The 25,894-nt window shown below is 63.9% G+C and carries 28 protein-coding genes and 1 tRNA gene; 13 read left to right on the top strand and 16 right to left on the bottom strand.

Going from position 1 to position 25,894, the window contains the following annotated elements:
• Window positions 1-35 precede the first annotated feature (35 nt).
• Entirely contained in the window at window positions 36-1,064 is a 1,029-nt protein-coding gene (locus MF134_RS05880; protein WP_255338471.1) for a dihydrodipicolinate synthase family protein, read from the top strand.
• Window positions 1,065-1,102: 38 nt separating this feature from the next.
• On the opposite strand, the gene upp is transcribed toward MF134_RS05880, so the two are convergent.
• From upp to MF134_RS05910, 6 genes are all read right to left on the bottom strand, one after another.
• Window positions 1,103-1,732 (bottom strand): uracil phosphoribosyltransferase, encoded by a 630-nt coding sequence (gene upp, locus MF134_RS05885; RefSeq protein WP_255338472.1) that lies wholly within the window; start codon window positions 1,730-1,732, stop codon window positions 1,103-1,105.
• 37 nt (window positions 1,733-1,769) lie between these two features.
• On the bottom strand, window positions 1,770-2,807 hold the full coding sequence (locus MF134_RS05890) for an adenosine deaminase (RefSeq protein WP_255338473.1): 1,038 nt from the start codon (window positions 2,805-2,807) through the stop codon (window positions 1,770-1,772).
• The gene (locus MF134_RS05895; RefSeq protein WP_255338474.1) at window positions 2,804-4,000 is read right to left on the bottom strand and encodes a phosphopentomutase; all 1,197 of its coding nucleotides are present in this window, start codon (window positions 3,998-4,000) and stop codon (window positions 2,804-2,806) included. Before MF134_RS05895 ends, MF134_RS05890 begins: the two co-directional genes overlap by 4 nt.
• 110 nt (window positions 4,001-4,110) lie before the next feature.
• The gene (locus MF134_RS05900) at window positions 4,111-4,701 is read right to left on the bottom strand and encodes a TadE/TadG family type IV pilus assembly protein (RefSeq protein WP_255338475.1); all 591 of its coding nucleotides are present in this window, start codon (window positions 4,699-4,701) and stop codon (window positions 4,111-4,113) included.
• Window positions 4,701-5,258: a TadE/TadG family type IV pilus assembly protein gene (locus MF134_RS05905; RefSeq protein ID WP_255338476.1), complete on the bottom strand. Its 558-nt coding sequence runs from the start codon at window positions 5,256-5,258 to the stop codon at window positions 4,701-4,703. Before MF134_RS05905 ends, MF134_RS05900 begins: the two co-directional genes overlap by 1 nt.
• A 289-nt stretch (window positions 5,259-5,547) precedes the next feature.
• A complete protein-coding gene (locus MF134_RS05910; protein WP_255338477.1) occupies window positions 5,548-6,018 on the bottom strand; it encodes a pilus assembly protein N-terminal domain-containing protein in 471 nt (156 codons plus the stop codon).
• Between the two features lie 453 nt (window positions 6,019-6,471).
• On the opposite strand from MF134_RS05910, the gene MF134_RS05915 reads away from it, so the two are divergent.
• The 7 genes from MF134_RS05915 (at window position 6,472) to MF134_RS05945 (ending at window position 11,527) form a co-directional block, all read left to right on the top strand.
• On the top strand, window positions 6,472-6,645 hold the full coding sequence (locus MF134_RS05915; RefSeq protein WP_255338478.1) for a Flp family type IVb pilin: 174 nt from the start codon (window positions 6,472-6,474) through the stop codon (window positions 6,643-6,645).
• Between the two features lie 111 nt (window positions 6,646-6,756).
• Window positions 6,757-7,269 carry an A24 family peptidase gene (locus MF134_RS05920; protein WP_255338479.1) on the top strand — a complete coding sequence of 171 codons (513 nt, stop codon included), beginning with the start codon at window positions 6,757-6,759 and terminating at the stop codon, window positions 7,267-7,269.
• 253 nt (window positions 7,270-7,522) lie between these two features.
• Window positions 7,523-7,864 (top strand): DUF2147 domain-containing protein, encoded by a 342-nt coding sequence (locus tag MF134_RS05925; RefSeq protein ID WP_255338480.1) that lies wholly within the window; start codon window positions 7,523-7,525, stop codon window positions 7,862-7,864.
• Window positions 7,865-8,350: 486 nt separating this feature from the next.
• Window positions 8,351-8,545: a hypothetical protein gene (locus MF134_RS05930; RefSeq protein WP_255338481.1), complete on the top strand. Its 195-nt coding sequence runs from the start codon at window positions 8,351-8,353 to the stop codon at window positions 8,543-8,545.
• A 56-nt stretch (window positions 8,546-8,601) separates the two neighbouring features.
• Window positions 8,602-10,104: an AMP nucleosidase gene (locus MF134_RS05935; protein WP_255338482.1), complete on the top strand. Its 1,503-nt coding sequence runs from the start codon at window positions 8,602-8,604 to the stop codon at window positions 10,102-10,104.
• 19 nt (window positions 10,105-10,123) lie between these two features.
• Window positions 10,124-11,158, top strand: coding sequence for an endonuclease/exonuclease/phosphatase family protein (locus MF134_RS05940; RefSeq protein ID WP_255338483.1), 1,035 nt, complete (start codon window positions 10,124-10,126; stop codon window positions 11,156-11,158).
• 279 nt (window positions 11,159-11,437) lie between these two features.
• A tRNA-Ser gene (locus tag MF134_RS05945) sits at window positions 11,438-11,527 on the top strand.
• Window positions 11,528-11,757: 230 nt separating this feature from the next.
• Here MF134_RS05945 and MF134_RS05950 read toward each other — a convergent pair.
• From MF134_RS05950 to MF134_RS05970, 5 genes are all read right to left on the bottom strand, one after another.
• Entirely contained in the window at window positions 11,758-12,561 is an 804-nt protein-coding gene (locus MF134_RS05950) for a competence protein CoiA (protein WP_255338484.1), read from the bottom strand.
• 11 nt (window positions 12,562-12,572) lie between these two features.
• Window positions 12,573-13,286, bottom strand: a complete 714-nt coding sequence (locus MF134_RS05955; protein WP_255338485.1) for a DarT1-associated NADAR antitoxin family protein — start codon at window positions 13,284-13,286, stop codon at window positions 12,573-12,575.
• A 1-nt stretch (window position 13,287) separates the two neighbouring features.
• A complete protein-coding gene (locus MF134_RS05960) occupies window positions 13,288-13,797 on the bottom strand; it encodes a DarT ssDNA thymidine ADP-ribosyltransferase family protein (RefSeq protein ID WP_255338486.1) in 510 nt (169 codons plus the stop codon).
• A gap of 394 nt (window positions 13,798-14,191) precedes the next feature.
• Window positions 14,192-15,994, bottom strand: a complete 1,803-nt coding sequence (recQ, locus tag MF134_RS05965) for a DNA helicase RecQ (RefSeq protein ID WP_255338487.1) — start codon at window positions 15,992-15,994, stop codon at window positions 14,192-14,194.
• 101 nt (window positions 15,995-16,095) lie between these two features.
• Entirely contained in the window at window positions 16,096-16,956 is an 861-nt protein-coding gene (locus MF134_RS05970) for a DUF6544 family protein (protein ID WP_255338488.1), read from the bottom strand.
• 96 nt (window positions 16,957-17,052) lie between these two features.
• Between MF134_RS05970 and MF134_RS05975 the strand changes: the two genes are divergently transcribed.
• Entirely contained in the window at window positions 17,053-17,877 is an 825-nt protein-coding gene (locus MF134_RS05975) for a CPBP family intramembrane glutamic endopeptidase (protein ID WP_255338489.1), read from the top strand.
• 22 nt (window positions 17,878-17,899) lie between these two features.
• Here the strand turns inward: MF134_RS05975 and hisA are convergent, their stop codons facing one another.
• Window positions 17,900-18,637 carry a 1-(5-phosphoribosyl)-5-[(5-phosphoribosylamino)methylideneamino]imidazole-4-carboxamide isomerase gene (gene hisA / locus MF134_RS05980; RefSeq protein ID WP_255338490.1) on the bottom strand — a complete coding sequence of 246 codons (738 nt, stop codon included), beginning with the start codon at window positions 18,635-18,637 and terminating at the stop codon, window positions 17,900-17,902.
• 166 nt (window positions 18,638-18,803) lie between these two features.
• Between hisA and MF134_RS05985 the strand changes: the two genes are divergently transcribed.
• Window positions 18,804-19,652 carry a TrmH family RNA methyltransferase gene (locus tag MF134_RS05985; RefSeq protein WP_255338491.1) on the top strand — a complete coding sequence of 283 codons (849 nt, stop codon included), beginning with the start codon at window positions 18,804-18,806 and terminating at the stop codon, window positions 19,650-19,652.
• Here the strand turns inward: MF134_RS05985 and MF134_RS05990 are convergent.
• Window positions 19,637-20,884, bottom strand: coding sequence for a coiled-coil domain-containing protein (locus MF134_RS05990; protein WP_255338492.1), 1,248 nt, complete (start codon window positions 20,882-20,884; stop codon window positions 19,637-19,639). The genes MF134_RS05985 and MF134_RS05990 overlap by 16 nt on opposite strands.
• A gap of 259 nt (window positions 20,885-21,143) precedes the next feature.
• Complete coding sequence (locus MF134_RS05995) at window positions 21,144-21,731, bottom strand: DUF1134 domain-containing protein (RefSeq protein ID WP_255338493.1); 588 nt, start codon at window positions 21,729-21,731, stop codon at window positions 21,144-21,146.
• 296 nt (window positions 21,732-22,027) lie between these two features.
• Here MF134_RS05995 and chpT point away from each other — a divergent pair, with 296 nt between their 5' ends.
• Together chpT and MF134_RS06005 are read left to right on the top strand one after the other, a co-directional pair.
• Window positions 22,028-22,708, top strand: coding sequence for a histidine phosphotransferase ChpT (gene chpT, locus MF134_RS06000; RefSeq protein ID WP_255338494.1), 681 nt, complete (start codon window positions 22,028-22,030; stop codon window positions 22,706-22,708).
• A gap of 154 nt (window positions 22,709-22,862) precedes the next feature.
• On the top strand, window positions 22,863-23,276 hold the full coding sequence (locus MF134_RS06005) for a response regulator (RefSeq protein ID WP_255338495.1): 414 nt from the start codon (window positions 22,863-22,865) through the stop codon (window positions 23,274-23,276).
• Window positions 23,277-23,441: 165 nt separating this feature from the next.
• Here the strand turns inward: MF134_RS06005 and ctrA are convergent, their stop codons facing one another.
• Window positions 23,442-24,131, bottom strand: a complete 690-nt coding sequence (ctrA, locus tag MF134_RS06010; protein ID WP_255338496.1) for a response regulator transcription factor CtrA — start codon at window positions 24,129-24,131, stop codon at window positions 23,442-23,444.
• A 358-nt stretch (window positions 24,132-24,489) separates the two neighbouring features.
• Here ctrA and MF134_RS06015 point away from each other — a divergent pair, with 358 nt between their 5' ends.
• The gene (locus tag MF134_RS06015) at window positions 24,490-24,855 is read left to right on the top strand and encodes a flagellar export protein FliJ (protein WP_255338497.1); all 366 of its coding nucleotides are present in this window, start codon (window positions 24,490-24,492) and stop codon (window positions 24,853-24,855) included.
• Window positions 24,856-24,940: 85 nt separating this feature from the next.
• Here the strand turns inward: MF134_RS06015 and MF134_RS06020 are convergent, their stop codons facing one another.
• A complete protein-coding gene (locus MF134_RS06020) occupies window positions 24,941-25,885 on the bottom strand; it encodes a 2-hydroxyacid dehydrogenase (protein WP_255338498.1) in 945 nt (314 codons plus the stop codon).
• Window positions 25,886-25,894 lie beyond the last annotated feature (9 nt).

The following is a 25,894-nucleotide window of genomic DNA, read 5'->3' on the forward strand; positions in this document are numbered from 1 at the left end:
GGGCGGACAGGCCTGAAGGAGTGGGAGGAGAAATCATGAGCGCGACAGGCTCCGCCAGCGACAATGTCCGCAAGGACGAAGCCCTGCGCCTTGCCGATCCGCTGTTCGTGCCGGTGCTGACCGATTATGCCCCGGGCGCGAAAGGCGGGGTCGATGCCGAGCGCATGCTGGCCCATTTCCGCCACATCCGGCCGCATGTGCGTCAGGTCATGCTCGCCGGCTCCACCGGGGACGGCTGGGAACTGGAAGACGAGGCCTTCGATGCGCTGATCGATCTTGCAGCGTCCGACATCGTCGCCGATCTCGATCTCAGCCTTCTCTTCGGTGTTTTGCGCGGCGAAACCGAGGCGGTCATCGCCCGGCTGCAGCATCTGGAAGCGCGCCTTGCGAAGGATGATCGTCTCGCCGCCCGTGTGAGCGCCGTTGCGGTGTGCCCGCCGGTCGAGCCGGAAGCCGGCCAGGAGCGCATCATCGAACATTTCGAAGCGATCATGGCCGCGAGCCACCTGCCCATCGCCGTCTATCAGCTGCCGCAGGTCACCGGCTGCCACATTGCGCCGGAGACTTTCGTCAGGCTCGCTGTCTCGCCGCGTGTGACATTGTTCAAGGACAGCAGCGGCGAGGATGCGGTGGCGAAGAGCGGGCTCGACTTTGGCGACGTCGCCCTCGTGCGGGGTGCGGAAGGCGGGTATCTAGAGGCCTTGAAGCCCGCCGGACCGTATGACGGCTGGCTCCTGTCCACCGGGAACGCGTTGGCCGCGCCGCTTCGCCGGATCCTCGAACACAAGGCGGCCGGCCAGGTCGACGCGGCCGCGACGCTGTCGAGCCAGGTCTCCGAGGCGGTCGCCGGGGTGTTCGACGCCGCCCAGAAGGAGGGCGGCGCCAACGCCTTCTCCAACGCGAACCGGGCGATGGACCATCTCGCCGCGCACGGGAGAGGTTGGCGCGACGCGCCTTTGCCGCTCAAGGTGGACGGAAATCCCCTGTCTCGGGAACTGATCGAAGCCGCGGAGCGAATCGCGGGCTCTCTGCTCTTAGGTGAAGACAGCGGCTATCTCGGCTGAACGCCGAAGGCGACAGGCCGGGCCGGCGGTCTGTCGCGCTATTTGGTGCCGTACATGCGGTCGCCGGCGTCACCGAGGCCCGGGACGATGTAGCCCTTCTCGTTCAGGTGACTGTCGATCGAAGCGGTGAAGACCGGCACGTCGGGATGGGCGGCGCGAAAGCGTTCGATCCCTTCAGGCGCGGCAAGCAGACAGAGAAAGCGGATGTTGTGCGCACCGCGATCCTTCAGCTTCTGAATGGCGGCGATGGCGGAATTGGCGGTGGCAAGCATGGGATCGACGACGATCACCAGACGGTTGGCGAGGTCTTCCGGCGCCTTGAAATAATACTCCACCGGCTCCAGCGTCTCGTGGTCGCGATAGATGCCGACATGGGCGACGCGGGCGGCCGGCACAAGGTCGAGCATGCCTTCCAGGAGACCGTTGCCGGCGCGTAGGATCGAGGCGAAGACGAGCTTCTTGCCTTCGAGCGTCGGGGAATCGATCGCCGCCATCGGCGTCTCGATCCGCGTGGTCGTGAGATCGAGATTGCGGGTCACCTCGTAGCAAAGAAGCGTCGAGATCTCGCGCAGGAGGCGCCGGAAGCTCGCCGTCGAGGTCTCCTTGTTGCGCATGATCGTCAGCTTGTGCTGGACCAGCGGATGATTGATGACTGTCACGCCTTCCATGGTGTCTCGCCCTCGTCTGTCTCGTCGTTGATCTCGTCTATTCGGAAGCGGCCGGCGCGCCAAGCGCAAGTGCGGAGAGACCGAGTTTTTCCAAAAGCCTGCGACGGACATCGCCTTCGACGAAGGCCGCTTCGATCGCGTTGCGGGTAATCGCCAGCCGGTGGCTCGCATCGAGGCCGTTCTCGGCGGCAAGCCGGTATTCGTTCGCAAGATCGGTGTGGAAGAAGGGCGGATCGTCGGCGCCGAGCGTCGCTTTGACGCCGGCTTCCACCAGCTGTCTGAGCGGATGTGCGGCGATGTCCGGATAGACGCGGAGGGCGAGGTTCGAGCCCGGGCAGACCTCCAGCACGATGCCCTTTTCGGCGATCTCTGACACGAGATCCGGGTCCTCGATCGCTCGCACGCCATGGCCGATGCGGGCGGGCTTGAGATGCTCTATCGCTGCGCGCACGCTCTCCGCACCGCAGAGTTCGCCAGCATGGGCGGTCAGTCCCAGCCCCGCGTCGCGCGCGATGTCGAAGGCTTTGGCGAAGTCTTTATGGTGTCCGATCCGTTCGTCGCCGGCGAGCCCGAAGCCGGTGATCAGCGGAAAGTTCGGCCGCGCCGCGAACCGGGCGGCACCCTCGACGGCGCCGGCACCGAGATGGCGCACGCCGACCACCACCATGCGCGCCTCGATCCCGTGCCGCTCGCGCGCTTCGACGATGCCGCGCGAAAGGCCGGCAGTGTAGACATCGGGATCGACACCGCCGGCCCGCGCATGGTCCGGCGAGATGAAGAATTCCGCATAGAGCGCGCCCTGCTCGGCGAGCCCGGCAAGGTGGCTTTCGGCGAGCGCCGCGAAATCGGCCTCCGTGCGGAACACCGTCGACGCCTTGTCATACGCTTTGAGAAAGCTCGTGAAATCGTGCCAGACATAGGCGCCGTCGGCGATCACGTCCGACATGTCCACGCCGGATCGCGCCGCCAGTTCGAGGACCAGCGCCGGTGGTGCCGCCCCCTCGATATGGCAGTGGAGCTCGGCAAGGGGAAAGCGCGGCGGCGAGTCGCTGGCGCGACGGGCGGCGAAGCTCACAGGAAGCTCGTGCCGTATTCGCCGCGGGGCAGACCCAGATGGGCCGCGACGCTTGCGCCGATATCGGCGAAGGTCTCGCGGCGGCCGATCGGCCGGCTCGGCACGCCCGGCCCGAAGCCGAGGACGGGAACGATCTCGCGGGTGTGGTCGGTGCCCTTGAAGGTCGGGTCGCAGCCATGATCGGCCGTGGCGATCGCCAGATCGCCGTCGCGCAGGACTGCCTCCAGTTCCGGCAGCCTGGCGTCGAAGGCTTCGAGCGCGGCGGCATAGCCCGCGACGTCACGGCGGTGGCCGTAGACCATGTCGAAATCGACGAAATTGGCGAAGACGAGATCGCCGTCCTTCGCCTCGCCGATCGCCTCGATCATCCGGTCGAACAGCGCCATGTTGCCGTCGCCCTTGAGGGATTTCGAGATCCCCTTCTGGGCAAAGATGTCCGCCGTCTTGCCGATGCCGAAGACGGTCCGGCCCTCATCTGCGGCGCGCTCCAGAAGCGTCGGCCGGGGCGGCGGCACGGAATAGTCGCGCCGGTTGGCGGTGCGCGTGAAGGTCTCGGCGGACTCGCCGACGAAGGGGCGAGCAATCACGCGACCGATGTTCAACGGGTCGACATGCCGACGCGCGGCTGCGCAGACCTCGTAGAGCCGATCGAGTCCGAAATAGGCTTCATGGGCGGCGATCTGCAACACGCTGTCGGAGGAGGTGTAGAAGATCGGCTTGCCGGTCCTCACGCTCTCCTCGCCGAGTTCGCGGATGATTTCGGTGCCCGATGCGTGGCGATCGCCGAGAATGCCGGGTATGCCCGTATCGTCGATGATCTGGCGGATCAGCTGGGCAGGGAAGGCGGGGACGGAGACCGGAAAATAGCCCCAGTCGAAGAGCACCGGCACGCCGGCAATTTCCCAATGGCCGGACGGCGTGTCCTTGCCGTGGGAAACCTCCTGCGCCGAGCCCCAGAGGCCTTCCGGCGCCTCATTACGACCGGCTCGGCCGGCAGCCTCGAAAAGACCGAAGCGCGCAAGGTTGGGCACGGCGAGTTCGCCCTGGCGCAGGCCTGCGCGGTCGGCCTTCCCCTGTCGGCAGGCTTCGAGAATATGGCCGAACGTGTCCGATCCGGCATCCCCGAAGGCGGCTGCATCGGGGGCTTCGCCGATGCCGAAGGAATCGAGAACCATGATGATCGCGCGTGCCACGGTCGTCTCCTGCCTCTCGTCGGCGACGGGCGATCGCGCGCCGCCGTCATCGCAGTGACATGTAAAGACGATGGGGCGAAAGAACAGCCACCCTGTCCGGCTCACCCGGCTCAGCAGTCGCTGCAGGTCACCTTGTCGCCGAGCCGCGGCGAGAGATAGTTGGTCTCGCCCATCATCATGGGGCCGGTCAGCCCGTAACCACCGAAGGGCTCGAAGGAGTAATAGGCCTCCGTCACGAGAAAGTTGAAATCCTTCTCGCCTGCGAAGCCTGCGGGGAGAGTGTATGTGTCACCGGCGGCGAGGGCGGTCGTTCCGATCATCGTGTTGCGGGAACGGGTCCAGTCGACCGTCGCACTGCCCGCCTTGTCTACCTTGACCTGGGTGATGCGCAGGAAGACCTTGCTCTGATCGTAGGGCGCCATCACCGAGGCGCTGATCGCGAACAGGCCGTCCAACTCCGCCTTCGTATAGGCCTGCGACTGGCCGACGAGATCGTTGATGGTCGCAGCGCAATTGTGGACCTTGCGATTGATCGTGAGCGCCAGGCTCGTATCGGTGCCGGCGATATAGAGAATCAGCAGGAAAGGCGCGACGAGCGCGAATTCGACGGCAGAGATGCCGCGGCGGTCTCCGGCGAAGCCTCGGATCCGGGTAGAGAAACGTCCTGCGTTGCGGCGAAGATCGAAGTGCGGAACGAACATCAGAAGGGCTCCGTCTGGAACACGGCGGTGCCGACGATGACAAAGCTGCGGTCGCTCATGTCGGTGATCGACGAGCGCATGATCTCAGTGTAGAGCGGCCATTTGTAGTAGACCTTCAATGCAGCGATCTGCTCCGAGCCTGGCTTGGTGTAAGCAAATCCTGATCCGTCGATATCGCCGTTCTTCACCGGCACTGCGTTGGAGATCGAAGAAAAACTGCCATAGGTCCGAAGGTCGACATGAAGGTTGGCGCAGTCGAAGAGGAAGTTGACCTCCTGGCAGATTTTATTCTTGAACTCGGCTTCGGTCAGATCGGCGTTCGTCACCTGACCGGTTCTCACCTCCCGGCCGACCGTGCTCACCGCCTGATCCATCACGAGCTCTGCGATGAAGATGCCGCCGGTCTCCAGAAGAAGGAGAAGAAGGAGAAGGAAGGGCAGCCCGAGCATCGCGAACTCCACGGCAGCGACGCCGCTTCGGTCTCTTGCGATCTCGCGCCACGATCGGCGGCCTCGCGGGTTGGCGCTCTTTTTGCCGAGCCAGGATGTCAGGCGCATCGTCGTCTTCCGCACGGTTGTCGTCCATTCCCGACGACAAGGTTTCGACCACGTATTCGAGCGGCAATCGACGTCGGGTCAGCGCCCTGAAATGGTCGGTCCGCCATGTCGCAAGGCGCAACTCTAGGCAAAAGACGTAAGGAAACCGTTTCGAAAACGGCGCGATTCGAAGGAAGCGGCCCGGTTGCTGCTCGCAGCCGCGGCCTCGCGGCACGATGCCTGTCGAGATAACAAGAGCGCGGAACCGGGTCTTGCTTCGCCTTCTATGGCCGGAAATCCCGGCCGCGAATCAGCGGTTCGCGGCCTGGGTCGCCATGTCTCGTCGCTGCATCTGCTGCTGGACGGCAAGGCCGAAGGCTTCCGGCTCGTCGCCCACCGTGACGGTCGGAACGCAGTTCGGAGCGCAGGCGTAGGTGGTTCGGGCCGCCTGCCGGTAGACGCGCACGGTGCTGCCTTCGAACGTCTGAACGATGACCTGCTCGTCGATAACCGGCTTCCCGTCCTGTCCCAAAATCAGGAGATTGGTAATGCCGCTGCTTTGGCCCGTCAGCACCAGCCGGTTGGACGACAGCACCTGAACGTCGACGATGGCAGGGTTGCCGACGATCACGGTGGACGCGTCCGTGTCGAGTTCGATGACCTTGGCGTGGTCCATCTCGACCTCGATCATCGATCCGGCCGCCTGCGCGCCTTGGGTGGCGGTGCTCGCAGCGAGCAGCGCGAAGGTCAGGGGCAGGAGCGAGACGAGGCGGAAGGACATGGCGGTGATCCAACGATCGGGCGAATAAATGGCGTGAGCGAAGCCTGTGCGAATAGCGTGAAGGAAGGATTAACGACGCTGCGGCTGGCGGCGGAGAGTTCCGATCGCCCGGAGCGTCTATTCTGCCGCGGATAAAAGCACGCCGGCGCAGCGGATGACGGCTTCAACTATCTGGAAAAGCAACGGGTCTCGATGTATCGCAAGGTCGCTCCTGGCGGATTCTTCATGGACGTCTTGTCGGCGCGTGATTCTTGTTTCGGTGCCTCATTCCCCTTGAGTCCCGCCCCAGTGCCGCATCATGGATTTCTGGGGATCTCGGGCCTTTGGGCGTCGGTAGGAAAAAAGCAACCAATCTTCTTAAGCTGCTGGCAATCGGTCGTCCCTACGGTCAGGTCACCCGATCGACGAGGAACAGTCGACGGTTCAGCTACAACGGATCGCAACGGAGTGCCCATGTCCAAGACTTTTGCTCGCTTCATGAAGGATGAGTCCGGCGCCACCGCCATCGAGTATGGCCTGATCGCCGCCCTCATCGGAACCGCCATCATCGTCGCCGTCACCTCGGTCGGTACGAACCTCTCCTCGACGTTCACCTCGATCGCGACCGGCGTCACCAAGAAGAACTAAGCTTCTGGCGCCATTTCATGAACTGCTGCGGGCCGGGCGCCGGGGACGAGCTTCCCTGGTGCCCGGCCGCATTTGTGGTGGAAGCGCCCAACCCATAGCGAGGCTTGCGTCATGTTGAGTGCGGTACTGTTGACGATCTTCCCCTTCGCGATGATCTATGCGGCGTCTTCCGACCTCGTCTCCATGACGATCGCCAATCGCGTGTCGCTCGGGCTTGTTGCAGGATTCGTCCTGGTGGCCGCGCTCAGCGGAATGGCGCTCCCGATGATCGGGCTGCATCTGGCCGTCGGTTTCGGCTGCCTCGCCGTCACATTCACGCTTTTTGCGATGGGATGGATCGGCGGCGGCGATGCCAAGCTTCTTGCCGCCACGGCCGTCTGGTTCGGCCCGACACTCGATCTTGCAAACTATGTGCTGCTCGGCGCGGTCTATGGCGGACTGCTGACGGTGGGCCTGCTCGTGACCCGGGTGTTCTTCGTCCCCGTGACAGGCGTCGATTTCATCGACCGGCTCCTGGAGCCGACCACCGGCGTGCCTTATGGCATCGCGCTCGGTGCGGCGGGCCTGACGGTCTATTCCGAGAGCGCCTGGATGACCCTCGCCTTGACCGCACTGGGAGGATGAAAGCCTCTTTGTGTTCGCGCAATCGGCGCCGCTGAACTCGCCCGCAAGCGCGAACGCGTCCGGGTCTGAGGGCCGCCTTCGATGACGCCCACATCGGTCGCAACGTTTCCATCATATTGAAGTTCAACGCATGTTCGGCGGCGCTATCGGCTGGACGGGCTTCCCTTGGTGCGAAAATCGGTTTACCTTTACGTAAAAGGCATCTGCGTGGGGAATTTGTGCAGGGCCGAGAACCAAAAGGGAGGAACCGTCCATGAAATCCATCACCATCCTGGCCGCCATCGGCATGACGTTTGCCGCGTCCACTGCAACTTCGGCCGCTTCGATCGAGGGCACGTGGCGCACGGCCAGCGGGGCGACCGCCCAAATCGCGGCCTGCGGCAACGCCTATTGCACGACGATCCTGACCGGCGAGCACAAGGGCAAGCGGATCGGCCGGATGGCCGGCTCGGGCAACAGCTATTCCGGCGAGATCACCGATCCCGCGAACGGCAAGACCTATTCGGGCACCGCGGAGGTGAGCGGGAATTCGCTGAAGCTGACCGGATGCGCCCTGAAGATCTTCTGCCGCTCGCAGACCTGGACGCGGCGCTAGCGTTTCGTCGCGAAGGCTGGGTAGGCACGGCGCCGCTCACGCCCCGCTCGCCTTCCTGGCCATCGAACGATCCTGTCACCGAGGAATAGCCACTCGCGGTTTTCGTCGGCCGAAGGATCCATCGTCTCGCGGGCGTCCATGCCGCCAGCCCTTGGCGAAGCTATGCCACCGCGGCGATCCGGTTGATCGTGGTCAGAAAAGCCGATAGAGCCGCGCCACCGCCGAGGCTAGGGATCCGCTTCCTGCCTTCGATGCGGCGAGCCGGCGCGGGTGTGGTGTCGCGCAAAGCGCGGGCGGCGCCGACCCTGTTCACGATTGTGAACGGCTGCTGACAAGCTGCGCCAGCCCCGCTTTAGGCTCGCCGTGCGATGAAGGCGAAATCGTGGCCACGCAACGCCGGGACCCGAGCGCGAGACCCTGTCTGGTCCGCTCGCGAGTTCGCCGGCTGCCTCGCTCGACGCCGCTTGATAGGGAAGTTTACGCCAGATGATCACCCGCCTGACTGCCGTCACCCTCCTGATCGCCCTGTTCGGAATGGGAATGAGCTACCTGGCACAGCGCTCGACGCCTTGGGAGGGTGACCGCTTTCTCGCCTCGACGAGCGGTGGGGACTGCGACTACAGCCGCGGCATGATCTGCCGGATCGACCGCCGCCCGGCGCCCTCGGCGATGAATTTTTAGGCCCCGCTTTCGCCCCTTCGTCTTCTCGCCGCCATGGCACGAGGTTAAACAGGGGTATGACCAGTCTCATCCCCACCCTCGAGGACCTTCCCGTCGAAACGCCGGAGGACGCCCCGCCGCGTGCGTTCACCGACCCGGCGGAAGCGACCGCCGAGTTGAAGCGGCTTTATGAGCGTTCGGTGGCCTTTCTCTCCGATCGCTTTGCCGAGGTGGTGGCGAATGCCGTCTCCAGCCGGCGTTACCGGGCGTTCTATCCCGAAATTTCCCTGACCACCCGCACCCATGCCCGCGTCGATTCGCGGCTGGCCTTCGGGCATGTTCCCCTGCCGGGCGACTATGCCGCGACGGTCACCCGCCCGGATCTTTTCGAACACTACATCACCGAGCAGATCGGCCTGTTGATCAAGAATCACGGCCAGCCGGTCCGGATCGGCGATTCGGCTACACCGATCCCGCTGCATTTCGCCTTCCGCGAAGGGGCCTATGTGGACGGTGCGCTCGGCGACGTGCTCGACCGGCCGCTGCGCGACATTTTCGACGTTCCCGATCTGGAAGCGACCGACGACCGCATCGTCAACGGCACCTTCGAGCCGAAGCCCGGCGAGCGCATGCCGCTCGCCCCCTTCACCGCCCAGCGCGTCGACTATTCGCTGCACCGGCTCGCGCACTACACCGCGACGCGGCCGCGGTATTTCCAGAACTACGTCCTGTTCACCAACTACCAGTTCTATATCGACGAATTCTGCACGATCGCCCGCCAGATGATGGCCGATGGTGGCGCCGGCTACGACGCCTTCGTCGAGCCGGGCGACGTGCGCACGCCCGCCGACGCGATCGAGCCCGTCGATGGCGTGGCGCCGGCGCGGCTGCCGCAGATGCCGGCCTATCACCTGACCCGGCCCGACGCCTCCGGCATCACCATGATCAATATCGGCGTCGGCCCCTCCAACGCCAAGACGATCACCGATCATGTGGCGGTGCTGCGGCCCCACGCGTGGCTGATGCTCGGCCATTGCGCCGGCCTGCGCAACAGCCAGGCGCTGGGCGACTACGTGCTTGCCCATGCCTATGTCCGCGAGGATCATGTGCTCGACGGCGATCTGCCGCTCTGGGTGCCGATCCCGGCGCTGGCCGAGGTGCAGCTCGCCCTGGAAAGCGCGGTCGAGGAGGTGACCGGCCTGTCCGGTTTCGAGCTGAAGCGCATCATGCGCACCGGCACGGTGGCCACGATCGACAACCGGAACTGGGAGCTGCGCGACCAGCGCGAGCCCGTCCAGCGGCTGTCCCAGTCCCGCGCCATCGCGCTCGACATGGAATCGGCGACGATCGCGGCCAACGGCTTCCGCTTCCGCGTGCCCTACGGCACGCTGCTCTGCGTGTCCGACAAGCCGTTGCATGGGGAATTGAAACTCCCGGGCATGGCGACGGAGTTCTACAAGCGACAGGTGGCGCAGCATCTGAAGATCGGCATGCGGGCCTTGGAGCTGATGCGCGGACTGCCTTCCGAACGCGTCCATTCCCGCAAGCTGCGATCCTTCTTCGAGACCGCGTTTCAATAGGCGGCGCGGAGAGGCGGCGTTGAAATCCGGATTTGCCGAACTGGCCCGTACACTCGTTCTGGGCCTCACACTTCTGACCGCGTTGGCGGTAGTCTGCGGCTATTTCAGCGAGACCGTTCCGTTCTTCGATACGCTGGCCCATTTTCGCGCCCACGGCGTTGCGGCGCTCTTAGTCCTGGCCCTTGCCCTGATCCTGTTCAAGCGCGTGGCCGTTGCGGTGCCGGCGGCGGCGATCGCGGCCTATGCGGCCTTGAGCGTCGTTCCCTTTCTGGTTCCGCGAACCAGCGTCGCGGATCGGCCGTCGGCCTTCGAGGCCGGCGCACCCGGCACGCTGTCGCTGCTGCAGATGAATTTGCGCTTCGATGCCGATCCCGAGCCCGCGCTTGCCCTGATCGACAGGCTCGATCCCGACATCCTCACGCTTCAGGAGGTGGACGTTCCCTGGGTGAAGGCACTCTCGGCGCTGGAAGCCGACTATCCCCATCGCGCCCTCTGCGGGGCGGAGGAGGCGGGTGTCAGCGGCGTGGCGATTTTCTCCCGGCTACCCTTTGCCGAAGCTCCCGCCCTGTGCCGGCCCTATGAGGGTTTCGTCGCCCGCCGCATCATGGCCGGCCCCCGCCGGCCCGTGACGATCGTTTCGGAACATCTCGAATGGCCGTGGCCCTTTGGCCAGCACCGCCAGTTCGTGCGGCTGCGCGCGGACCTCGCCCGGTTGCCGGCGCCGATCGTCGTTGCAGGCGACTTCAACGCCACTCCCTGGAGCGCCACCGTCGAGCGCTATGCCGATGCCACGAAGACGAGACCCGTAACCGGCATCGGCGCCACATGGCTCGACCGGCGTCTCTTCAGACCCGCGCTCGCCTGGGTCGGCCTTCCCATCGACAATGTTCTCGTCTCGAAGGGCATTGATGTCGCCAGGGCCGAACGGCAGCCGTCCACCGCCTCCGATCACCGCCCCATCCTCGTGCGATTCGGCGTTCCGGCGCAGCGATCGCACTCCGCGGTCACGGCTCGGAGCCCGGCGCCGCCAATGACGCCCGCCGAGCTCCGCTGACGCGCCGCATCAACGATCGCCGGCTCGGAGTTCGGCCGCAACGGGAGTGCTCCAACCGCGCCGGCGGCTCGCCGGGCTGGTGTCGGACTGACCTGATTGATCCCGCACGCGCACAGGGGCTTGAACCCGCGCGTGATCTGGCTTATCCCCGCGCCGTTCGAACGCCGCGGGTGATCGGCAGGAATCGCGATCCGTCCCTCATCACCGAGAGCGCATCCGGTCTTGCCCGGCCATGGCAGGGAGGCCCTGGTTCTCTTGTGGCCCGAGATTTCGAACGCCGGTGAGGTGGCCGAGTGGTTTAAGGCGCACGCCTGGAACGCGTGTATACGGGAAACCGTATCGAGGGTTCGAATCCCTCCCTCACCGCCATTTGCCGCCGATTGCCGCACGAATTGGCCGCCTATCTCTTTAACTATCAAGCGGATAGCGGCTTTCGAGCGGTCGCCCTACGGGCAGGGGTTCTCGCACGTCCTGCCAGTAGCCTAGCCTTTCGCTACAACCGGCGATCACACGCTATGGCGCGAACGGCGGTGCGTTCATCCGGCTTTAACCCAGCACGATACACGTCTCCGGTTCATGCCTCGCCGAGTATCAGTGCTTCACACAGGCGTGAGATGCGCTATTCGTCCGGCAGGCCAGCTATAACCTTTGGCGCTGAACGCACGGCGTGCTTCCACTTTGATGAGGAGCTTGTCGGCCTCGTGTGGCCCCTGTAGCGTCAATTCCTTGTACCGCTTTGACCAGCGATGAAACCCGCCGCCGTAGTTCTCCTCGCCGCAGTCGGAGTACCACGACGATTCTTCGACATAGATTTGATGGCCTTCCATCCGGCCAAGCCAGAATTCCTTCTTGGCCGGATCGTACATCCACATGCCATGTTTGCCGTTCAGGCCGTGAACCCATCGCTCAAATGGTCGTGGCGAGTAGCGTTTCACAAACCAGTCGCCGTGTCTGGGTTCACCGCCATTCCACACGGAGTCCCGGAGGAACGGTATCCAGATTTGGGCAACACCTATACGCGCATACGACGATGCTCGTGCCTCGATCTGGTTCAGGTCGATTGGAGTGTGTTGTAGCTCGAAAGCGATTTGCAGTCCCTTCGGCGACCACGCCATGACATCGGCGCGACGATCACCGGGTAAGGTATTCACGATGAACTCCGCTTCCGCCTTCAGGCCGCGCCCGACAAGTGCGGCCTTCACCAATGCCTTCGCTTCGAGGTGTGCCCGCGTCTCGCCCGCTGCCCATGTGCAATCTGTTGGTGGTTTGTGGGCGAAGTGATCAATTACAATCCGACCCTGTTTTAGGATCACGATACCGTCACACTTCGGGCACCGATACTCTGGACCTCGTTTCGCTAGTGAGGCGTCAATTCTCGTGCCGTCTAGACTGGCAACCAGCATCCGAATTGTCTCTAACCGACATGAAAACGGGCCTGTCTCACATGATGTTGATGTTCCGCTGGACGCGACGGGTGCGCAGACATTGCAGCCATGAAAACCGAGGGTGACTCCAGATATTGCTCCAGCTTGTCCTCACGCATCAGGGAGACAAACAGGGCGCACGACTTCGCCTGACAGTTCACCGATTTGGTGGGGTTGAACTCAATGTCGGTAAAACCGTCATACCGCATCTCACCGTCCACTCGGTTTTTCAGCCAATCGCGGTGGGGAAAGATCGCATTGAGATAGAGCCAGTCATAGAACACGGTCGTTGGTTTCAGTGGAAAGTCATATCCGTCGAATTTAAAGCCCGTAAGAGCGCCAGAATCACGAAGGCGTAGGTCGCGTTTCGCCTCCCTTGGCTCGACGTCATAAAGGTCGGTGTACGGACCACCGTGCTCGAAGACCTTGCTCCCCTGAAAGGCGTTCTCCAGCGGCATATCCCCCACATTGGTCATGACACGAAGATGAAAAGCGCTCAGATGGCGCCCGGCCACTTCGTCCGATTTGCTCGAAACCTCTAAGAGAGGTTCGTAACCGACGTTCCTTGCCGCATCGTGCAGCGCTCGGATGTTCTTCTTCTTCTGGACCTCCGCGAAACCGCCCGCCCATGGTATTTCGAAATCGACCCGCCTGACGTAGCCATCTTCCTCGGTTGTGGGGATGAAGATCGGTCTCTCTGCCATGCTAGATGTTCCTTATGTAGGCCAGCGGGATCACATGCGGGACAAGCACCTCATACTTTTCCGCTTGTGAAAGACGCGCTCGGATCGCCGGGTCTTTCCAATCTGTCCGAGTATACAGGATTTCGAAGTCGATGAGGGCTTCGGCTTCTGCGATGGCGACAGATTCGACGCCAGCCTTGTTTGCCACGTCATTGGTAAAGCGAACACCGTCGAACTGCATGACCGAGGGGTGGATTTGGAGGAAGATAGTATCCGTGATTCTTTCTTCCTGACGCGCAACGAACTCCATGGGATGGGTATTGCGGAAGCAGAGGTGGACGTAGTTGCCCATCCCCTTCAAAGCGTCCGCATCCCGGCTCCACTCATTGCCGCCAGGTGCAGGCACTTTGACCTTTTTCTGATCAAGCTGCGACAGAGGATAGAGACCTCCCATCTCCTTGATGATCGGAAGGTTCCGTCGATCCGTGAAGTGATAGAGTAGCGGCACCTTTTCCAGTTTATCGATTGCCAAGTTTCCCCCTTAGTTGGCCTATGTTGGCCTCATTCTCCGGCGGATGCTAACGGAAAGCACCATCGACGCGAAGGGCGACACGGCGAAAATAAGCTCATTTTGGTTTGCAGGCATATTATAAGCTTTTGATCGCCCGCGGCTCTATTTAGGAAGGGCATGGAGGGCTATAGAGTCGATGTAGTTCTCATTACTATCCCGCATGTCCCGCCATTGAAGAATTTCGCGGAAATCCCGTAACCATTTTAATTGAAAGCTGTTTCGAGATCTCATCTCTCGGATCGCATTGACGTCGCGCAAGCTTGACGGTGTTTGAGATCGCTTCGCCAATCACGTCCTTCGGACAACCGTTCCGCGACCGGCATTGCCGGTGAACCTGGCTTGCGGCCTTCCACCCTCATCCATGGTCGGCGATCACGGACAGGAACGCCGGGCCGTAGCGATCGAGTTTGGCTTCGCCGACGCCGGGAACCTTGGCCATTTCGCTGCGAGAGGCGGGGCGGGCCGCGGCGAGTTCGGCGAGCGTCTTGTCGTGGAAGATCACATAGGGCGGCACGTTCTGCAGGCGGGCGATCTCCAGGCGCTTCTCGCGCAGCTTCTGGAACAGCGCCTGATCGGCCTCGGGGATAGCGGATTGCGTTGTGCTGCTCCGGGCGACCTTGCCGCGCCGGGCCCGCGGCGGCGAGGGCACGCGCAGCATCAGGGTCGGTTTTTCGCGCAGGAAATCGCGGCCCGCCGGCGCGATCGACAGGCCGCCGTGGCCGGCGAGATCGACCGCGATCAGGCGCAGCGCGATCAGCTGGCGCAGGATCGCCCGCCACATGCGATTGTCGTGCTCGGTGCCGATGCCGAAGGTGGAGATCTGGTCGTGGCCGAACTGGGCGATGCGATCGTTCTCGACCCCCAGCAGCACGTCGACGATATAGGCCTGTCCGAAGCGCTCCCCGGTGCGGTAGATGCAGGAGAGCGCCTTCTGCGCCGCGATCGTGCCGTCGAAGAGCTTCGGCGGGTCGAGGCAGGTGTCGCAATTGCCGCAGGGCTCGCAATGGTCGCCGAAATAGGAGAGCATTACTTGCCGGCGGCAACCCGCCGTCTCGGCGAGGCCCAGAAGCGCGTCGAGCTTGCCGCGTTCGGTGCGCTTGCGCTGGTCGGACGCGTCGGATTCCTCGATGAAGCGGCTGCGCAGCGCGATGTCCTCATAGCCATAGAGCATCAGCGCATCGGAGGGCAGGCCGTCGCGCCCGGCGCGGCCTGTCTCCTGATAATAGGCCTCCATACTGCCCGGCAGGTCGAGATGCGCGACGAACCGCACGTCGGGCTTGTCGATCCCCATGCCGAAGGCGATGGTCGCGACCATGACGACCGCTTCGCCATGCTGGAAACGCTTCTGGTTGGCTTCGCGCTCGGCCTTGTCCATGCCGGCATGATAGGCGAGGGCATCGTAGCCTTGGGTCCGCAGCCAGGTCGCGGTTTCGTCGGTCTTGCGCTTGGACAGGCAGTAGACGATGCCGCTTTCGCCCTCGTGGCGCCTCAGAAAGTCCTTGAGCTGGGCGCGGGGATTGTCCTTTTCCGCAATGGCGTAGCGGATATTGGGCCGGTCGAAGCCGGCGATGAAGGCGTCTTCCTCGGCGATATCGAGATGCGACAGGATCTCCGCGCGGGTCGGCTCGTCGGCCGTGGCCGTCAGCGCCATGCGCGGCGTTGCCGGAAACTGGCGGACGAGCCCGTCGAGCTGGCGGTAGGAGGGGCGGAAATCATGCCCCCATTGGGAGAGGCAGTGAGCCTCGTCGATCGCGATCAGCGACAGCCGGGCCTGGGCGAGCCGCTCGATGACGTCTCCGCGCAGAAGCGTTTCGGGCGCGACATAGAGAAGATCGAGCGCCCCCGTCCCGATGGCCCGCCAGAGATCGCGCCGTTCCTCCGGCGGTAGGTCGGAATTCAGCGCCGCCGCGTTCACGCCCGCCTGCCGCAAGGCCGCCACCTGATCGGCCATGAGTGCCAGGAGCGGCGAGACGATGAGCCCCATGCCCGGCCGGGCCAGCGCCGGGATCTGGTAGCAGAGCGACTTGCCGCCGCCGGTCGGCATGACGACGAAAGCGTTGTGGCCTGCAACGACATGGTCGACGATGTGTTGCTGGGGCCCGCGGAACGCGTCGTAGCCATAGACGGTCTTGAGAATATCGAGAGGTTTGGCAGGCATCGGCATCAGCGGTCGGGAATCGCAAGGGTCGGTACCCATATCAGCTTCGGCCGGAAAACGAACAAGGCCATCCTTCGCGCTCACTTGTCGTGAGGGATCGGCTAAGGGAACCGGATCGTCTCGACCTCGGCCTTGTAGAAGGGACGGTAGAGGTCGGTGCCGTAGTGATTGCCACCGATCACGCGGGTCGGCAGGCGATAACCGTCGAAGTCTCGGAACTCGGTCAGGTCGCCGCCGAAGGGCTGCAGACGAAAGACCTTGTTCGCGTTCTCATTGCTCCATCGCTGGAAAATCACGGAAGTCGGGCGACCGTCGTCCTCGATCGCGATTTCGGCCCGCTGTTCCAGTTGTCCTAAGCGTACCGTAACGGCGGCGGAATTCGTGCCGGTTGCCTCCCAGGCGAGTCCGTCCCAACCCGCATGGGTCGCAGGCAGGAAGGCGGCCGGCGTCCAGAAAAGGCCTTCGCCGACCATGCGACCGAAGGCCGAGTGGAAGTGATCCGGGTTTTTCGCGACGCGCGCTACGGGAACGACGTCGAAGAGCCGGAACCGGCTCCAGCTGATCGCCGAATTCATGGCATCGCTGCCGGTGGTGCGGAGCGCGCTCTTGATACGAACCTGCCAGAGCAAGCCATATGGAGGAGCCAGAACCTGCTCGGCGGTCATCGGCTGCTCGGTGGGTGTACCGCCTGAGCCGAGAGCCAGCGTGCCGCTCATCCGGATCACGGCGACGAACTTCAATTCGGTGCCGGGCCGGATGACGAAGCGGAAGAAGCGGGCTGCCGGTTCGGGCAGGTCGAGCAGCATCGCCTCTTCGAACCGTGGCGCGGCGCCCGTCGCGTGCCGCAACAGATCCTGCCGTAGCGTCTGATCCGCTCGTGCATCGCGAATGCGCAGCGCGACGAGCCCGGCGACAGCGGCGATCAGCGCGCCCAGAAGGATGAGGAGAATCTCGATCAGCATGTTGAGCCTCTGGTCGGCAGCATGGCTTTGTCGGGTACGTTGCCGTGCTTGCGCCAGATCAAGGTCAATCGGCATCGCCGTACCTATTCGACTGACATGACAGCGGAACACCGTCACAGCTTCAACAAGGGCGTCATTGTTTTCTTTGCGCTCGCCTTCGCGATCAGCTGGGGATTCTGGGGGCTCGCCATCGTGGCGAAGGATACTGCCCTTGCCCCCGTCGGATTCTATGGCGGTGGATTCGGCCCCTTTCTGGCGGCACTCGTGGTAACCTGGCTGTCCGGCAGATCGCCCTGGGGCTGGTTCAGATCGCTCTGGACATGGCGGGTCCCGTTTCGCTTCTGGGTCTTCACCTTCGGCTTTCCCATCCTTCTTGCACTGCTTGCCTCGGCGATCCACGGCCTCTTCGGCGGCGAGATCGTCTTGCGCGATATCGGCGCGCGCATGGTGTCCTGGGCCCCGGTGTTCGCGGCCGTGACCCTGATCGGCGGAGGCAACGAGGAGCCCGGATGGCGCGGCTTCGCGCTACCAGCCCTGCAGGAGAGGCTGTCTCCCTTCACGGCCACGCTTGTCCTGGGCGTGGTCTGGGCTCTCTGGCACCTTCCGCTGATCGGCGTCCGAGGCGGCGGCTTCGGGGCGTTCTGGATGAGCGGGCCAGAGCTTCTTGCCGCAGGTCTCACCCTCCTCAGCATCACGACCCATGCCTTCTGGTACACCTGGCTCTACAACCGGACCGGCAGCGTACTTTTGTGCATCCTTCTCCATGGCGGCTACAACGCCGCCAACGCCCGGTTCGTGCTGGTGCCGGAAGACAGCCTGCATGGCGCCGACGAACGGCAATTGCTGCTCGTCATGACCGGCCTTCTCGTCGCGAGCGTTGCCCTGCTACTCGTCTTCACGCGAGGAAGGCTGGGGCGGTGACGCGCGCGACCCCCGGTGCCTTTCACCCGCGGCCGGCGAGCACATCCAGCGCTTCGGCCGCATCGAGGCGGCCGTCATAGAGGGCGCGGCCGGAGATCGCGCCTTCGAGCTTTTCAGCGTCGGGCATGGTCATGCGGACCACATCGGCGAGCGAGGCGAGGCCGCCGGACGCGATGACGGGGATGGAAACGGCGTCGGCAAGCGCAATCGTCGCTTCCCAGTTGATCCCGGCCAGCACGCCGTCCCGGTCGATATCGGTATAGATGATCGCCGCGACGCCGGCATCCTCGAAGCGGCGCGCGAGATCGACGGCGGTCAGTTCCGAGGTCTCGGCCCAGCCTTCGACCGCCACCTTGCCACCCTTGGCGTCGATGCCGACGGCGATCTTGCCGGGAAAGCGACGGGCGGCTTCCTTCACGAGGTCCGGGTCGCGGACGGAGACGGTGCCGAGAATGACGCGGGCTAGGCCCTTGACGAGCCAGCGCTCGATGTCGGCCATCGAACGGATGCCGCCGCCGAGCTGGACGGCCATGTCCGTACCGACCGCCGCAAGGATGGCGTCGACGGCGGCCTCGTTCACGGCCCGGCCTTCGAAGGCGCCGTTGAGGTCGACGACGTGGAGATGGGTAAAGCCGACATCGCGGAAGGCCTTGGCCTGGCCGGCGGGGTCGGCGTTGTAGACTGTCGCCTCCTCCATCAGGCCGAGCTTCAGGCGCACGCAGGCGCCATCCTTCAGATCGATTGCCGGAAAGAGGATCATCGGTGCGGTCCTGTTCACGCGTTGCGAGGGACTGCCGGCGCCTCGCGCGCGGCTCGCAGGCTGAGTGTCATGAAACCGACCTTGCCGGCAAGGCTCCAGCCGCAGGAACCGGGCGGCCCGGGAGAGAGTGGATGCGTCCTGGCATCGTTTGGCGTAGACGAGGGCCATGACGAACGATCCCTCGGCCAGCTTCCCGACGTCTCATCCGATCCCGATCGAGGATGCCGACGATCCGCGGATTGCCGTCTTTCGTGATATCCGCGAGCGCGATCTGACCCGGCGAAACGGCTTCATCGCCGAGGGCACGGTCGTTCTCGACCAGCTTCTCAAGTCTCGCCATATCCGGCCGACCGCCCTGTTCATTCTGGAAAACCGGCTCGCGGGTCTCGCGCCGATCCTGGCGCGTCTGCCAGAAGGCGTGCCGGTCTACGTGGCGGGCCGGCCGGTGATGGACCGGGTGGCCGGTTTCGCGATGAATCGCGGTGTTCTCGCCTTTGGTGAGAGGATCGCCCCGGAAGATGCCGATCCCGACGCCGATCTCCGGCGGCTCTTGGCAGAGGCTGATCCCAAAGCGCCGCTGGTGGTGGCGATCGGGCTTTCCAATCACGACAATGTCGGGGCGATCTTCCGCAATGCGGCCGCCTTCGGGGCCGCCGGGGTCGTTCTCGACGAAACCTCCTGTCACCCGCTCTATCGCAAGGCGCTGAGAGTCTCTGTCGGCACGGTGCTGACCTTGCCCTTCGTGCGCGGCGGGGACGGGAGCGCAATCCTCGATCGACTGGGAGAAGCGAGTTACACGCCAATTGCGCTGTCGCCCCGGGGCGAAACGTCGCTTGCCGAGTTCCAGCCGAGCGAAAAGCTTGCCCTCGTTCTGGGAACCGAGGGAAGGGGGCTTCCTCAATCCCTGATGCAGCGTGCTCGAACGCTGCGCATTCCGATCGCGCCCGGTGTCGACAGCCTCAATGTGGCGACGGCCGCGGCAATCGTCCTGGCGAAGCTCTATTCGGCCGCGTGATCGCGTGAGGCGTCCCGACCCTGAATCCTGCGGACCTTTTCCAGAAGCGAAGAGGTGGCCGCCTCTCCGCCCGAAGAAACCGCGGCGTCGTCGGCTTCCAGGATCGAATGCAGCGGCGAACGCGGACCTTCGGACTCCGCCGTCATGGCAATCACCCTGGCCGCGAGATCGCTGACCCGCTGGCGCAAGGCCGCATCGTCGAGGTCGGTCGGGAAATCGGGCCGCGGCGTCAGGCCCATCTTCGTGGCGAGCGAAGGGGGCTGGCTGTCTCGTTCCGGCGCAAGCTCCGCGACGCGTTGCGGCGCTTCCTCCTGAGGGCTCGGCTTGGGCGCGGCGACGGGCTCCACCTGCTCTTCGACTTCTGCGGACGACGTGACAGGCGGCCTCGCCGCAGAGCGCCGACCGAAAGCACCGCGCGACTGGCCGGCTGGAAACTGTGAAGGCGCGAAGTCTTCGTCCGCCTCGCTCTCGGTTCCCAGGGCCTTGTCCTTGGCCGCTTCGCCGAGGAGCCGTGCGATCTGTTCGTCGCGATCGGCGAGATGCGAGGTCAGACGTGTGACCTTCTCCTCGAGACGCTTCACGATCGTCCGTTCCTTGCCGAGATGGGCCTGCAGCGCCGTGACCTCACTCCGCAGGCGCTCCGCGGCATGGCTGGATTCGCGGCGTTCACGCTCGGCGGTGCGGATTTCGTCGGACAATTCGTCGATCCGGCTCTCCCGCTCGACGATCATCTCCTTGCGCTCTTCCGCGATCTCGCTCAGCTCCTGGAAGCGCGCCGTCATCACGTCGAGCTCGTCGGAGCGGGCTTCGAGTTCCAGTCGGGTTTCCCTCAACTCCTCCTCGAGCCTGTCGATTTCGCCTTCGCGCTCAGTGAGAAGCGCGTTGGCTTCCTTCAGTTCGGCCTCGGTCTGGGCGATCGTCTGGCTGAGGACGTTGTTGCGGGATCTGAGCTCTGCGTTCTCGCCCGCGACCCGCCCGGCATCCGCCCGGGCGCGCGCCGCCTTTTCGGAATCCTCGCGAGCCTTCATCTCGCGCCGTCTTGCGGTCACCGCCGCTTCGGCGCGCACATGGTCGAGGCTGGCGCGGATCTCGCGGGCCGAGGCCGGGATCGTGGCCTCGTATTCGCGCAGGGCCAGCCGCCGCGAGCGCGACCAGAACAAGGGCGCCACCACCAGCGCGATGAGCGTGGCGGCGAGGAAGCCGAAGATGAATATCAGGGCGGTCGCGATCATCGGGGCTCCGGGCCTTCGTCTTTTCAGGCCCTGCCATGAATCGACCACGGCGACGGGGTCGCCGAGGACGTCGGTTCGGGCCTGAAACGATCATATAGACCATAAAGCCCCTTCTGGCTCGCGCCAAAGGCCGGCAAATGCGCCGAACCTCTCACAAAACCAGCGTGCTATGGCGAACCCGCCACGTTACCGGAGGCTGCGAACGCCAGCCCGATCCCCTGAGAGTCAGGGAATTCGAGACGGTCTGGGCAGCCTCCGATCAGAACGGGTTCCAGGTCGGCATCGGGGTGAGCTTCAGATAGCCCAGATTGAGGCCGAGACGGGCGCCGACACCGGTCTTGACCGGAACGAGCAGCACGTTGTCGCGGGCGAGTACCGTCATGCCCAGGCCGCCGACCAGATAGGCCGAGCCGCTGACGCCGCCATAGCGTCCGTAGATCGCCTGGACCGCAGGCAAATTGTAGACCAGCATCATCGTGCGCGCGCCGTCACCGCCGACGTCGAAGCCGACGGAGGGGCCCTGCCAGAAGATGCGATGGTTGCCGGCGTTCTTGGTGAAGAGGGTTCCCTCGCCGAAGCGCAGGCCGCCGAAGAAGGCGCCGGAAGCTTCCTCTCCGAGGATATAGCCGTTGGGCAGGCCATAGCTCTGGAAAGCTCGTTCGATAAGCTGGGCGAGGCCGCCCGAGGTGGTGCCGAAAAACTGGTGTCCGGTGGAGACGACCTCGTTCATCGTATAGCCGGCGCCGGAATTCGCCTGGGCCGAAGCTGGCTGGGCGAGGAGCGTCGCGGTGGCGAGCGCGATGGCTGCGGCGAAGAAGATGCGGATCGTTTTGGCGATCGAGTGCATGTTCGGTTCCTTTCGCGAGGACCGACCGTGGACAGCCATGGTCCGGGCCGGGGTCTGGTTTTTAAAAAACCGCACTCCGCCGATCTCAACCGATCGTGGTTTCCGAATGCCTAAGATTTTCCTGTCCGTTCGAAGTTTTTTGGTCGTGGCGGAAACGCCCGTTGCGCTCGGAAGAAGCGTTTCACGGCCATGTCCCTCGGTTGACGCATGGGCGCGGGGGAATCATGGTCGGGCGATGGTGCGGTCGGTGATTCGGTCGCCTTTTCCAATCCATGGAACTCTTGGACGGTGACAGAATGACCAGCCTGCCATCCATCTCCGCAGCGGATCTCGCAGCGCTTCTGTCCAGCCGCCTGTGCCACGACATCATCTCGCCGGTCTTCGGAATCCAGAGTGGTCTGGAGCTTCTGGACGACATGCCGGGTGACAAGGAATCCATGGAACTGGTGCGCTCTTCGCTGAAGTCGGCGGTGGCCAAGCTTCAGTTCGCCCGCATCGCCTTCGGCGCCGCCGGATCTCAGACGGCGATGATCGATCTGAATGACGCCAAGACCGTCGCCGTCGGCTATATGGACCATGAGAAGGCCGCTCTCGTATGGGAAGGCGAGAACGGTTTCGTGCCCAAGAACTTCGCCAAGATCGTGCTCAACCTCATCGTCATGGCCAGCGCATCGATCAGCCGCGGCGGCGAGGTCCGGGTCGAGATCGAGAAGATCGAACCCTTCGCGGCGACGGTTCGCGCCAGCGGCGAGCGGATCCGCATGCAGCCCAGGCTGGTCGCGATGCTCGACGGCACCCATGGCGAGGAAGCCTTGGATGCCCAGGCGATCCAGCCCTACTACACGCTGTTCCTGGCCGAGGAATCGGATCTGGCGATCAGCTACGAGAAGACCGACGGTTCGGTGGTCTTCACGATCCGCACCAAGGGCGGAGAGAGTGCTGCCCCCGCGGATTCGGCCGAAGCGCCCACGGCTTGAGGGTGCGCCGCAGCGCCCCGATTTTCATTCCACATTATCCATTTTTCTGAACCGTCTGGAAAAACCTCGCTGCTAGGGTCTGTTCGATAGCGATTGTGGCCAAGCTGCCGCAACATCGAAGAGCCGCATCCGGCTGCGCCCTGAAGGGCGCGCGATGCCAGCCCGCGAGGCCGACGCCATGAAGACCTGCCTGATCGTCGAAGAGGCCCCGATCATCCGCAAGGTTGCCTTCCGCCTGATCCAGCGGGACGGGCTGACGGTCGACACCGTCGAGACGGCCGACGAGGCGATGGGCTGGATCGAGGAGAATGGTGTTCCCGATCTTCTTCTGATCAGCGCGAGCACCAGCGACAAGACGGTAACCGAGCGCATCCGCGAGATCTGCGAGCGGGCGGGCAAATCCTCTCCGATGCGCGTGGTGGCGCTGATCGTCGAGGCCAATCTCGGTCTGATGACCCGGCTCCGCCGCGCCGGCGCCGCCGGCTATGTTTTGAAGCCCTTCGATCGGCAAAGCCTCGAGCAGGCCCTGGCACCCTATCTCGATGACGCGCCGATGGTGGCGGCCTGAGACGGCCCCGCATCGCCGGTGGCGGGCGATAGGCTCATGTCAGCTCAAGTCTCGGCAAACGGACGCGAAAAAGGCCGCCACGGCAGGGCCGGGCGACCTCGTTCGATGGATCATGGTTTCGGAGAAATGTCTCCGACGCGAAGGCCGAGGGCCGTGGCGTCTGTCTCAGGCGGCGACTTCTTCCGGCTCGCGCAGGACGTAGCCGCGGCCCCAGACGGTCTCGATGTAGTTCTTGCCGTCGGCGGCGCTCGCGAGCTTCTTGCGCAGCTTGCAGATGAACACGTCGATGATCTTGAGTTCCGGCTCGTCCATGCCGCCATAGAGATGGTTGAGGAACATCTCCTTGGTGAGCGTCGTGCCCTTGCGGAGCGACAACAGCTCGAGCATCGCATATTCCTTGCCGGTGAGGTGCACGCGCTGGCCGTTCACTTCGACGGTCTTGGCGTCGAGATTGACGGTCAGATCGCCGGTGTTGATGACCGACTGGGCGTGTCCCTTGGATCGGCGCACGATGGCGTGGATGCGGGCGACCAGCTCGTCCTTGTGGAAGGGCTTGGTCATGTAGTCGTCGGCGCCGAAGCCGAGACCGCGGACCTTGTCCTCGATGCCGGCCATGCCGGACAAAATCAGGATCGGCGTCTTGACCTTGGACAGTCGCAGCGTCCTAAGCACTTCGTAGCCGGACATGTCCGGCAGGTTGAGATCGAGAAGGATGAGATCGTAGTCGTAGAGCTTGCCGAGGTCGACGCCCTCTTCACCGAGGTCGGTCGTGTAGACGTTGAAGCTTTCCGACTTCAACATGAGTTCGATGCTCTGGGCGACCGCGCTGTCGTCTTCGATCAAAAGAACGCGCATCAGAAAGTCCTCTCAGCCAGCTGAACCGAACTCCGGACATTCGGCATAGCGTTTGTTGTCATAGTTTGGCCCAAACTGGCACTGAATGGTTAACAAATCCTCCTGGTCCATCATGGACCCAGGCCGCAGCAACTGCGGACTGAATTTTGGGCTTCGGCCACTTTTCCGGCAGCGTCTCCGCTTTGGCGGCGAAGCTGCCGTGATCGGTTTACCCAGCCTTAAACCCTCGATCCTATGATTAACCGTGCGCGTAAACAGACGGTTAAAAGGCATAGCTGGTCAGCCTTGCCCGAAGCCGTCAGGCGTTGAGTTCAGGCGAGCTTTGCCCCTGCGGAGCCGCGAGTTGAGGGTACGTTTCATGAAACGCGACAACATGGTGCGGCTGACGCGCTTTAAGGTGATCGAGAAGCGCCGGCAGGTCGAACAGTTGGAACTCATGCAGGAAGATTTCTCGCGGATGGCCGCCGAACTGGACGCCCAGATCCTCAACGAGGAAAAAAAGTCGGGGATCACCGACATCAACCATTTCGCCTATTCGACCTTCGCCAAGGCCGCGCGCCTGCGCCGCGACAACCTGCAGAATTCCGCCAAGGACCTGAAGGTGCAGATCAATGCCGCGCGCCTGTCGCTCGAAGAGGCCGAGGCCGAACTCGAAAACGCCGAAAAGATGGAACAGCGCGACAGCCAGCGCGACGAACACGAGCCCCGCCGCGCGACGGCCTGATAAGACTAAGAGATAAGGCTGATCGAGGCCTCCGCCCTTACGTCCGGGGCGGGGCCGGTCGATGCTTGAGCCTGTCCAGATCCCGTCAAACCACTGGGCTGATCAGCGGCTCGCCGGCAAGGTGCGCCTTGAGGTTCTTCACGACCAGCTGACCCATCGCGGCCCGCGTCTTGTGGGTCGCCGAGCCTTGGTGGGGCAATAGCACCACGTTTTCGAGCCCCCGCAGCCGTTCCGGCACATGCGGCTCGGCGGCGAAGACGTCGAGCGCGGCGCCGCCAAGCGCTCCTTTTTCCAGAAGCTCGATCATTGCGGGTTCGTCCACAAGCGAGCCGCGGGCCATGTTGACCAGGTGACCGTCGGCTCCCAGCGCCTCCATCACCGCGCGGTTGACGATCCCTTGCGTCGAGGCCGAGCCCGGCGCGATCACCACCAGCCAGTCGACATCCTTCGCCATGGCCACGAGATCGGCATAATAGGGGTAGGGCTGGTCCTCCTGCCGGTGCCGCCCGTGATAGACCACTTCCATGTTGAAGGCCTGAAGGAGCTTGGCGATGGTCTTGCCGATCCGGCCGAGGCCGAGAATGCCGGCGCGCTTGCCGGTCAACTCTTCGGTCAGCGGGAAATTGCCTTCCGACTCCCAGCGGCCGGCCCGCACATAGGCGTCCGACTGGGGAACCCGGTGGCAGAGCGCGAGCATGAGGCCGAGGGTCACTTCGGCGACGCAGTCGTTGAGAACATCCGGCGTGTTGGTGACGGACACGCCGTGCTCCTTGGCCGCTGTTACGTCCACCGCATCATAGCCGACGCCGAAGGAGGAGATGAGCTCCAGATTCGGCAGCGCTTCGATCATCTCGCGCGAGGCGCCGTGATGGCCGCCGGTGGCGATGTAGCGGGTGGTGGGGGCAAGCTTTTTCAGGAGAGCCGCCTTGTCGTCCGCCTCGAAATAGCGATGCAGCGTGAAAGCCTCGTCCAGAGCGGCCGTCACCGGCTTGGAAAACGGGCAGACTTGCAGGAGATCGGGCTTGGCCATGGGGAAGAT

The organism is Jiella marina, assembly GCF_024359545.1.
Lineage (GTDB): Bacteria > Pseudomonadota > Alphaproteobacteria > Rhizobiales > Rhizobiaceae > Jiella.

Excerpts from the sequence above, each read along its gene's own strand:
- MF134_RS05880 (WP_255338471.1), top strand. The coding sequence starts at position 36 with ATGAGCGCGACAGGCTCCGCCAGCGACAATGTCCGCAAGGACGAAGCC.
- upp (WP_255338472.1), bottom strand. The coding sequence starts at position 1,732 with ATGGAAGGCGTGACAGTCATCAATCATCCGCTGGTCCAGCACAAGCTG.
- MF134_RS05900 (WP_255338475.1), bottom strand. The coding sequence starts at position 4,701 with ATGTTCGTTCCGCACTTCGATCTTCGCCGCAACGCAGGACGTTTCTCT.
- MF134_RS05905 (WP_255338476.1), bottom strand. The coding sequence starts at position 5,258 with ATGCGCCTGACATCCTGGCTCGGCAAAAAGAGCGCCAACCCGCGAGGC.
- MF134_RS05910 (WP_255338477.1), bottom strand. The coding sequence starts at position 6,018 with ATGTCCTTCCGCCTCGTCTCGCTCCTGCCCCTGACCTTCGCGCTGCTC.
- MF134_RS05915 (WP_255338478.1), top strand. The coding sequence starts at position 6,472 with ATGTCCAAGACTTTTGCTCGCTTCATGAAGGATGAGTCCGGCGCCACC.
- MF134_RS05920 (WP_255338479.1), top strand. The coding sequence starts at position 6,757 with ATGTTGAGTGCGGTACTGTTGACGATCTTCCCCTTCGCGATGATCTAT.
- MF134_RS05925 (WP_255338480.1), top strand. The coding sequence starts at position 7,523 with ATGAAATCCATCACCATCCTGGCCGCCATCGGCATGACGTTTGCCGCG.
- MF134_RS05930 (WP_255338481.1), top strand. The coding sequence starts at position 8,351 with ATGATCACCCGCCTGACTGCCGTCACCCTCCTGATCGCCCTGTTCGGA.
- MF134_RS05935 (WP_255338482.1), top strand. The coding sequence starts at position 8,602 with ATGACCAGTCTCATCCCCACCCTCGAGGACCTTCCCGTCGAAACGCCG.
- MF134_RS05950 (WP_255338484.1), bottom strand. The coding sequence starts at position 12,561 with ATGCTGGTTGCCAGTCTAGACGGCACGAGAATTGACGCCTCACTAGCG.
- MF134_RS05955 (WP_255338485.1), bottom strand. The coding sequence starts at position 13,286 with ATGGCAGAGAGACCGATCTTCATCCCCACAACCGAGGAAGATGGCTAC.
- recQ (WP_255338487.1), bottom strand. The coding sequence starts at position 15,994 with ATGCCTGCCAAACCTCTCGATATTCTCAAGACCGTCTATGGCTACGAC.
- MF134_RS05970 (WP_255338488.1), bottom strand. The coding sequence starts at position 16,956 with ATGCTGATCGAGATTCTCCTCATCCTTCTGGGCGCGCTGATCGCCGCT.
- MF134_RS05975 (WP_255338489.1), top strand. The coding sequence starts at position 17,053 with ATGACAGCGGAACACCGTCACAGCTTCAACAAGGGCGTCATTGTTTTC.
- hisA (WP_255338490.1), bottom strand. The coding sequence starts at position 18,637 with ATGATCCTCTTTCCGGCAATCGATCTGAAGGATGGCGCCTGCGTGCGC.
- MF134_RS05985 (WP_255338491.1), top strand. The coding sequence starts at position 18,804 with ATGACGAACGATCCCTCGGCCAGCTTCCCGACGTCTCATCCGATCCCG.
- MF134_RS05990 (WP_255338492.1), bottom strand. The coding sequence starts at position 20,884 with ATGATCGCGACCGCCCTGATATTCATCTTCGGCTTCCTCGCCGCCACG.
- MF134_RS05995 (WP_255338493.1), bottom strand. The coding sequence starts at position 21,731 with ATGCACTCGATCGCCAAAACGATCCGCATCTTCTTCGCCGCAGCCATC.
- chpT (WP_255338494.1), top strand. The coding sequence starts at position 22,028 with ATGACCAGCCTGCCATCCATCTCCGCAGCGGATCTCGCAGCGCTTCTG.
- MF134_RS06005 (WP_255338495.1), top strand. The coding sequence starts at position 22,863 with ATGCCAGCCCGCGAGGCCGACGCCATGAAGACCTGCCTGATCGTCGAA.
- ctrA (WP_255338496.1), bottom strand. The coding sequence starts at position 24,131 with ATGCGCGTTCTTTTGATCGAAGACGACAGCGCGGTCGCCCAGAGCATC.
- MF134_RS06015 (WP_255338497.1), top strand. The coding sequence starts at position 24,490 with ATGAAACGCGACAACATGGTGCGGCTGACGCGCTTTAAGGTGATCGAG.
- MF134_RS06020 (WP_255338498.1), bottom strand. The coding sequence starts at position 25,885 with ATGGCCAAGCCCGATCTCCTGCAAGTCTGCCCGTTTTCCAAGCCGGTG.